Annotated in this window: 5 protein-coding genes and 1 pseudogene; 1 reads left to right on the forward strand and 5 read right to left on the reverse strand. The window is 53.1% G+C overall.

Going from position 1 to position 8,515, the window contains the following annotated elements; translation table 11 throughout:
• Window positions 1-687: 687 nt before the first annotated feature.
• From DSM25558_RS27135 to DSM25558_RS27145, 3 genes are read right to left on the reverse strand one after another with little or no spacing between them, the layout of a single operon-like run.
• Complete coding sequence (locus DSM25558_RS27135; RefSeq protein WP_077107730.1) at window positions 688-2,541, reverse strand: ORC-CDC6 family AAA ATPase; 1,854 nt, start codon at window positions 2,539-2,541, stop codon at window positions 688-690.
• Between the two features lie 5 nt (window positions 2,542-2,546).
• A complete protein-coding gene (locus tag DSM25558_RS27140; RefSeq protein WP_077107731.1) occupies window positions 2,547-3,605 on the reverse strand; it encodes an HD domain-containing protein in 1,059 nt (352 codons plus the stop codon).
• A gap of 1 nt (window position 3,606) precedes the next feature.
• Window positions 3,607-4,674 carry a DNA cytosine methyltransferase gene (locus DSM25558_RS27145; protein ID WP_077107732.1) on the reverse strand — a complete coding sequence of 356 codons (1,068 nt, stop codon included), beginning with the start codon at window positions 4,672-4,674 and terminating at the stop codon, window positions 3,607-3,609.
• A 217-nt stretch (window positions 4,675-4,891) separates the two neighbouring features.
• Here DSM25558_RS27145 and DSM25558_RS29565 point away from each other — a divergent pair.
• A pseudogene (locus DSM25558_RS29565) lies at window positions 4,892-5,190 on the forward strand (hypothetical protein); the annotation flags it as partial.
• Here DSM25558_RS29565 and DSM25558_RS27155 read toward each other — a convergent pair.
• A complete protein-coding gene (locus DSM25558_RS27155) occupies window positions 5,175-6,479 on the reverse strand; it encodes a reverse transcriptase family protein (RefSeq protein WP_077107733.1) in 1,305 nt (434 codons plus the stop codon). The pseudogene DSM25558_RS29565 and the gene DSM25558_RS27155 overlap by 16 nt on opposite strands.
• A gap of 1,315 nt (window positions 6,480-7,794) precedes the next feature.
• Window positions 7,795-8,247: a hypothetical protein gene (locus DSM25558_RS27165; protein WP_143240271.1), complete on the reverse strand. Its 453-nt coding sequence runs from the start codon at window positions 8,245-8,247 to the stop codon at window positions 7,795-7,797.
• Between the last annotated feature and the right edge of the window lie 268 nt (window positions 8,248-8,515).

Raw genomic sequence — 8,515 nt, forward strand, 5'->3', positions numbered from 1 at the left:
AGTGGGTCGCCTGCAGAAAACTCGAATGTGGCCTCGATATTGGAATAATTCGAAGCGAGTTACTTGAAGAAAGCATCGTTCTTATCTGACAGCTAAGAACTGATGGACTCCGACTTCCTTCCTCTGCCCAGGATTAAGTGCTTTGGCTCGTAGGCCTCGATGATCGCACGGGCTCTCGGAATCTCAAAGCCCATAAGGACAACGAGCCTCGTTGAACGGGTGGGCCAAATGGCACCAGCGTAGCCGACAACCGAACGGCATTGGGTAACTTTTCCCGACAGAGTATCGGCCATACCCCCAGCCGATATATATACAAGACGGCAGTTCCGTCGTCTCGAACTTTCGATGCCTTTAAGAACCTGTAAAAGTATAAGAAGCTCTTCGCGGCGAAAGGCGGTCACATCGATCACTGCGTCGACGAGGCTCACCGAATTCAGCGCTTCATGGATTTTCGTCGCTGTTGCCATTGGATCGCTGGTGCGCAAGTTTACGACACGGAGCCCAGAGTGGCGCGAAGTAATTGCTTCGACACGTCTTTGCGCCAGCTCACTACGCCCTTCGGAAACGAACAAGACGCCACGGGTGCACAACCCGTGGGGTGCCGCCTGTGCTACCACGGTAGAGCGCTCCTCAAAGCTGAGGCGCGCGATCAGCGTTCTCGGCTTGATCCAAATCGAGGACGTTAGATCAGTTGTCCGAATTTCCAAGCCTGCCTCCGTCGAGATCCAAGTTGAACTGGGCTGTTGGCGATGCTTCTGTCCTCAGTCGTGTTTTGACGAAATCCCCCGGACTTCTCATTGCAAGCTCAAGATCCTGCGACATCACCGACAGATGCGCTGCATAGCCAGAGATATCGAGTTTATAATGCGGCCCTAGTCGTCGTGCGAGGATAAACCTGGGTCGACGTCCACCCAAAGCTTCCTTCGCAGCGTAATCTGACCGTTGGAGGTAGCCAAGACGAACACCCAAGTTCAGGACGCGTTCAAGGTCAGGGTTGGCGCGGTCCCTCAAAACCATCGAAAATACCCGCTGTTCCCTAGCATTTGGATCCAGCAATCTACCTCGGAACAGTCTTCCCAATCCTTCGATCAAGTTGCGGAGCTTCTCGTACAGGATGGTTTCGTGGCCGTCCGCATGTAGACTCTCTATTCCTTCACTCATATCTGTCTGATCGTCTGATATTTCACTCGACTGCCTGTTAAGAGGTTCGAGGAACTCGGCTGACCACTCTTTAATCACACGGTCCTGAATCCTGACAGGGATGCTAGAGACCAGACCTGCTTCTTCGCTGCGTTCGCTTATGACCTGGTCGTACATTCGGCTGGCTGGCTCGAGGAACCAACGTACAACGCCGGACGACAGGTCGACTAGCGACCGGAATCCTGCGTAGCTGAATGTGTGGGAAGATTTGGACGCCCCTGAAATCTCCCGCATCAGGGTGGGAACGGCGTAGCGTCGTTTTTCGTCACGGACCCGCGTCGCACCCACTTGGATGTCTGATTCTTCATTTTTCCTTAAGTGCTCTGTCACTATCTCCGCCTCAATTTGGATCAGACGCTTTTCTTGCGCCGCATCCAACGGAAAAAACTCATCTACAGTCGCTTTGATACCCGCGTTTTGAAGGCGCTTCGTTATGATCTCCCTAAGGCGACCACTGTAAGTGTCCAGCGCGGAGGTGTAGACCGCCGTAAGGTTCACCTCTGCGTAATCGTGCGGACTTTCAATAATTCGATTATCCAGAGTACGCATTGTCGCATACGCAAGCTGTGTCGTAACCTTAAGGCATATGTCGCCGGTGCTACGTGTCGATACCCATGAATTAAGGCCGCGCTGTAGCGGTATTGGGAGGTTATCTGCGTCGTCCAGCATTACGAAGAGAGGAACGTTGGGTAACCCCTCCATTCTCTTGACTTCTCGTGCCAGAGGCACAAGAAAGTCTAAAAAGCCCGCCAGCGCGCCTTGGTAGTCAGGCTCGCTCGATCTAAAAGGCTGACGCACCAAATACTGACGAACCTCGAAGATATTCCGCTCGCACACGCTTGCGACGAGTTCGAATGCGCCATTTTTACCAGTAGGCGTGGCGGCCTGCGATATCGAACCACCGGCAATGCTGAACAAATTCTCGAAACGACCCTGGAATACTCGGGCCGATGCATCTGATATCTCGGCGCTGAAACTACTCAAAAGCTGAGCAACGCGCAGAACTATGTGCATGACGAGTAGGTGTTCGCCGATCGCATTCAAGGTGTAACCCTTGAACCTGCTGAACTCGGGCGCGCCGAAATCAGCAGTGCGAAGCGGTACATGGACCGCCAAGAAAGGAAGTTCGTTAAGTTTGGAAGCCTTGTGCTGGAGGATCATTACCCGCGGTTCCAGGCTCCGCAGTAGCATGCTCTTGCCAGTTCCGCGCGCACCGTGGATGAATGTATTGCTGTGCTCCTTCAGACGTGGAAAATCTGTCAGGACCTCAACAAAGTTCCGAGCGATGTATTCAGGATCGACATGCTCTGGATTTTGAACGCCAAACGGGTTTGCACGCACGAAGCCTACTCCTCTTGAATCGGTGAGCAATGTTTGTCCCGCATAACGCAACCATCAAATTGAGGCTCCAGTTGCTTTACTCTCATAGTCAGACCTGGATAACCTCCCTCCTCCAGATCCACCGCAACCCTATCTACCTCTCGATGGTCCCGTATAACGACTAGGCTAGCCCTGATACGATCGTAGCCAGCCGCCCCGACGAGGAACCGATTGCAGTATCGCCGTTCACGCTCGCATTTTTCTAAACGATCAGCGACGTAATCAATGAACATGACTTCACTAGTTCCGCCCTGCTTGGTCTGAACCTTGAACACCCGCGGCAATAACTCCATCTCAATATCGTAGGCTAATGTAATCGATTTACCTGCGTGGTCGATCTTAGTGTTGATTGATTTACAGTACAGGTTAGCAAGTAAGGAGATGTCTGGCGTATCTGGTTTGTCGATAGCAACTTGATCGGCTCGGGTCGGATTCTCGCTCAGCTCGTCAGCCAGACGCAGCAGCGCAGCAAGAAGCCGAGCGCGAACTTTCACATTGCCGATACTGGGGACTGGATCAACTATCAGTTCGGTAATTGTGTCCTTGTTACCATCCTCCATCTCGCCGCCATGCGCTTGTGCGATAGAAGCTATCATTCGCTGTTCGAGTGCTGTCAAGTTGGCCGCTACTGCCACTTCACGCAGTATTTCTCCCGCCTTTTGCTCGTGCCCCTCTCGCGCAACAGCATTGCCGGCATCGTGGAGCAAAATCGCGACTAGAAGGACGAACACCTCGTAAGGCTCCAACAACTTTGAAGCTGCTATTGGGTCTGTATCAAAGCCAAGCATGTGGCCAGCGGTAGTTATCACATCATCAACATGACCGATGTCATGCTTGGTGTATCGATCGCCGTTCGTCGCGAGGCCCGATGCTGCGACAGAATAATACTTGTCAGCAAGGTATTGCTTGATCACCAAATAATTTGCGTAGTACTGCCCACTACGATGAGGAAACTTCGCAGTTTTCGATCGCGACTTTAACAGCAGCTTTTCGAGCTCGGACCCAACGTATATGTTAACCGGCATCCTAATGTCCCCCTAATTGGTTGGAGACAGCTAGGACGTTATCGAAGACCGCTTTCGCGAGGATCGGAGGCACGGCATTACCTACCTGTTGTTGCTGAAATCCGATAGAACCGCAAAAACGATAGCGGTCGGGAAAACTTTGGAGGCGCGCAGCTTCACGAACCGATAAGCCGCGATCCTGCGTCGGATGAATGAGCATGCTTTTTCGAAAATTGCCGATCACGACCGACGGCGCGTCCTGGATAAGGCGACGATATATTCCAGAATGATAACGGCGACGATCATTCACCGGATCACGCAACATACCTGGTATATTCTGCCAATTTCCGCCCTGCGGGATGTGAGCGTATCGAGCAACGATCGAATCCGCATTTCGACTGACTAAGTGACCCGAGCATAGCTCTAGATCCGAGCGCAAAGCTCTGGCATAGGCAGATCTGGGTTCGCTACCATAACGCAGCAGATCCTCAGTCGCACCATTCTTTAACTCCGGAAGATCGCCGATCGCGTCCCAAAGGGTTGGAGCGAGCACTGATTTCGGCGGTATTGGAAGATCAGGCGTGGCGATCAGGGAGCCAATCACGATATAGCGAGAGCGGCGTTGTGGGCAGCCAAAGTCAGCGGCATTCAAGACTCCCGATGCTAACTTGTACCCCATTCCGGCTAGTTCGTCGCGAAAGGACGCAGCAAAGCGACCACGATCTGTCTGAAGAATCCCAGCAACATTTTCGAAAACAACCCATTCCGGCTTTACCGATTTCACCATCCTCAAAAACTCGCGAAAGAGCCAGTTCTTCGGATTTTCGGCATGTCGAGTGCGTTGATTCGACGTCGAAAACCCCTGACAGGGTGGACCTCCGAAAAGTACGACAGGTCCGTCGCGCCTTCCAACATCGATGGTGTCGACGGTCGTTATGTCCTTGCTCAGCAGTACGGTGTTTGGATGGTTAGCCTGATATGTCAAACAAGCAGCAGCATGACTTTCAACGGCGACTCTAACGTCGATGCCTGACAAACTAGCGCCCAGCGTCAGTCCGCCTCCCCCGGCGAACAAATCTACTCCGATCATCCCCTGAAAAACTCTTCTTATAAGGTATCACTTGCTTATCTCTAGTTGAGGCGTCAGCAGTCCGTCAATCGATTTGCATCATATTCACCTATTTGGCTGCAACAAAATGCGTCTTTGGCAGAGGCTTCATAGAGGCGCATACGCTTCTGAGCGAGGCCACCGGCGCGTCCGAAACTGAAGGATTCGAGTGGAGAGGGCTTCAAGCTGGTTCTTGTTCCTTATTCATGTGCCCGGCTGGCATAGTGTCCGTAAGGTGAAGGACGGCCCCACCGATGACCTCTATCGCTCCCTGACCACCGATCCGGACGGGTCAGTCAAACCGATCCATTGAAAGGCCCTGCCGGTCCTTCTTCTGACGAAGGGAGAAACGGAGATTTGGATGCGGGCGCCTTGGCAGCAAGCTCAGCATCTCGCCGCCCTCTGCCGGACGATGCGCTGATTTCTTCGCGCGAACCTTATGGATCGTCGATCGTCTCGAAAACAGGTGAAGTCCTGGTCCCTCACTTGTCGCGATAGACATAGATAGGGGGCCATTTGATAGTTCGAAATTGGATAAGGCATTTCCTGCCATATTCGGGCTCTACGCGCGTAGCCCATCCAATTTTTCCACGAACTACATGAAACATTCCACCTATAGAGGTCTTATTGGCTTGCGCATGGGCAGCCGGGCCATGATCATCTGAAGTCAGATAATGAAGGTGCTGGCGCAGACCGTCCTTGAATTCCTTCGTAAGACGAGGTTTTTGACCATCGACAAGCATTCCCAGAACAATCCGCCGCGCTCCTGGACCACGGATATGGGTCTTCCGCAGATTGGGCCGAAATCCCGCAGCGTTAAGTTCAGTGAGAACTTTCCGTTTAAATCGCCTCATTGATTCGAATTCATGAGGCTTTCGAGCTGAGAACGTTAGATCATCGGCATAGCGAGTATAGGATATGCCTTCCGAGCTTGCCAACTCCTGAAGTTTTTCGTCTAAGGCGAGCATTGCCAAATTAGACAACATTGGGCTTGTCGGAGCGCCCTGCGGGAGAAAGCCCTCATATCTTGATTGGTAAGCAGGGATGGCAGGCCATCGACGTTCAGAGAGGCCCTCCGGGAGCTCCATGCCTTGCGCTGTAACGGTGGTAAGGCGGGCTAACTCGAAGGAAACAAGGTCTGAAAAGCCAAGATCACGGAATATGCGAGTAATCTTGCCCTCAGTTACTCTGTTGAAAAAATCTTGAATATCAACTTTCAAAAGATAGTCACAGCCGCAGTGAGCTTTCGCTGCAAACTCCGGACGTGACTTTGGATGGTAGGCGTAGCTGGCTGGATGCGACCGCGTATGGCGCAGGATATTCCTTACAATCCAATCTTGTACGGTCTTTAGCTCTTCATTCGGCACGCAAATCAACCGATATCGAGTGCGACCCGGTACGTTTTTTCTCAAAGAAAAAACGCGATACTTTTTCCGCATCATAGAACGTGAGATCACCGAGCGAAGGAAGCCATATTCGACTCCCGACATTGCGCTCAAATGACGCAAAGTGAGAACAGGGGTGACATTGGCGTTGTTCGCTACAATCAGCTCTATGCGGGCTATAGCATTGTCAATTGTCTCATCCTGAACACCGTGACGCTCTGCTTCGTAGCGATAGTGCTGAGGGCTCCATGCTTGCATTACTTTGACCCCATTCGGTGGGTACTGGCGCGAGGCGTACCTAAGACGCCGCCGGTAAAGGCTCGTGCCAGTGCGCAGCATGAAAAACAAGCTACGTGAAGCGAGCATCGAGAATCCGATGCTCTGGACACCCATGGTGCCCATCGCCGCTTCCGCGGCGCATTCCTAATCGCTGTCATGGAGCCCTCAGCTGACTCGGATAGTAGAATGGATTCGTATCCGAGGGAAATACTGTTTTAGGACGTAACCGCCTTCTCAATCGCTTAAGCTCCAGCCGGCCTATGACGGTAAGTCGTCCTTTACCCGCGATCCAACCTGCTGTCCGACAGAGCGTTAGTTGCAAGCCCGCTTCGCGAAGCGGTATCCCCAACCTCGCGGAGACTTCCCTCGCACCGCGCGCTCCATCTTCGCTCGCCGCCAAAATCGCCATGGTGGAAAGCCAAAGCCGACCGTCTGGGGCATCTAATCGTTCTCGCGCGGTCGCAGCTTTGAGTATGCGCTCCGCTCGCTCCCTCAGCAAATCATCGTCATCAATAGCGAAAGCTTCTTGCGCGGCCAGAACAGTACGACCTGGAAATATTGGTTTCCATGAGTTCGCTCTGGTCCAAAGGATAGCAGGTGCGTTATTGGGGCAACCATGAGAGAACGAAATAAGAGCTCCACCACCTTTCCATCCAAAGGGATCGCCGCGCCTTGCGGGCGGATATTTTCGACAGAGGCTGTAAGATAGCTCGCGTCTCGCCCCTCTGAAGGCTGTGTAAAGGGTCGCGGAACTCACCACCGACCGAACCTCGTGAGGCAGAGGCATAGTCTGAAGGCGCCGCAGACCGGTGTCCGTTGAGGCATAAGCGACGACGATAAACTTGATCAGTCCGTACGATTGCCAGCTCCGAAGGGTCGCCACATGCCCAAATGATTCGAGCATCCTGTAAATGCGATCGCCCGAACCTATGAGATCGGTTACCAGCACAATGTGGCTCACTCGATCCTTTCGCAGCTTCGTTGGTCCAGGGTGCGACAATGCAACCCGTGGATTCGCGCGGCAGTAAGCCGTTATCAGCTGTGCGACTATGCCTTCGCTGCCAACCTCCTGGTCTTTCGGATTGACGACAATCGGGGGGACGCCCGGACCCTCAGCTCGACCGTGCCGAGAGTTAGGGAAGAATGAAGGAACATCTCCCCACGCTAGTTTCATCGGCCTTTCCGAGTAAAGCGCGATTTTCCGATCCTTGTCCGGTCTCTCTGCTGCAATCTCATCAATGAGCTCGATGATTCCATCACTGAACTTCCGCGAGGAAACAAGTTGAACCTCGTCGAGCACCATTCGCGCAACATCGCGATCCTCTGCCTTGAACTGCTTCAACCATTCCTGCGACGAGGCCAGTCCTGATAATGCACTCATTTATCCCTATCCCGGTATCGAAAAGGCCGATCGTCATCGCTCGTTACGATTACGATATTAGGCACCCTTTGCGAGGTCTACGACCTTCCATCCTTGTTTATGTACGATCTCCGCAAGCGCAACGAACTCCGACTTCCTTAGCGCAAGGCACAAGAGTTCCCGAGGTCGTGTCACCGCGACGAAGACATTAGTGGCCGCGGCCAACCCTATTTCGGATAATGGCGCGGCCCCTTCAACTCCGAACGCTGTCGGCAAGGCGGTTGCCAGATCGAGGCATGATTGGCCTTTTGCGTGCCCTTTCCAGACCTCGCTTTCCATGACCAAGATACCGTCGACCGTTTTTCCTTTAACCGAATGGATAGAGCCGAGACGGATGGTTGCTTGCGATATTGTGACCTGCTTCGTTGCCTGCCTAGCGGGCTCCACCGCATCCGCCTCTTTACCCCCGACGAAACAACAATAGTCGGATACCTCCCCCGGAACAGCCTGTCCATCGCCTGTGTCAAACATGGCAACCAACGTTTTGCAGAATTGCTTCCAAGCGACCTCCTCCCAAGCAGCGTTGCCAACCAATATGTGCGTGTGAAGAAGCAATCTTATTTTTCGAGGGAGTTCGCCTTCGCGCCGGCCAAGGGACACCCAAAGGTTTCTTGCCGTGATCGCCCCCCCGTTTGAATTGGTCCAACCGCGAAGCCGCGAAAGCTCGGCGATAGCACCACAAAAGATATCCATAACTTCGGACGGTGGACGAGCAGCCGCGTGAAGGAGTGCCGCTTTC

The sequence above is a fragment of the Agrobacterium sp. DSM 25558 genome, assembly GCF_900100825.1.
Taxonomy (GTDB): domain Bacteria; phylum Pseudomonadota; class Alphaproteobacteria; order Rhizobiales; family Rhizobiaceae; genus Agrobacterium.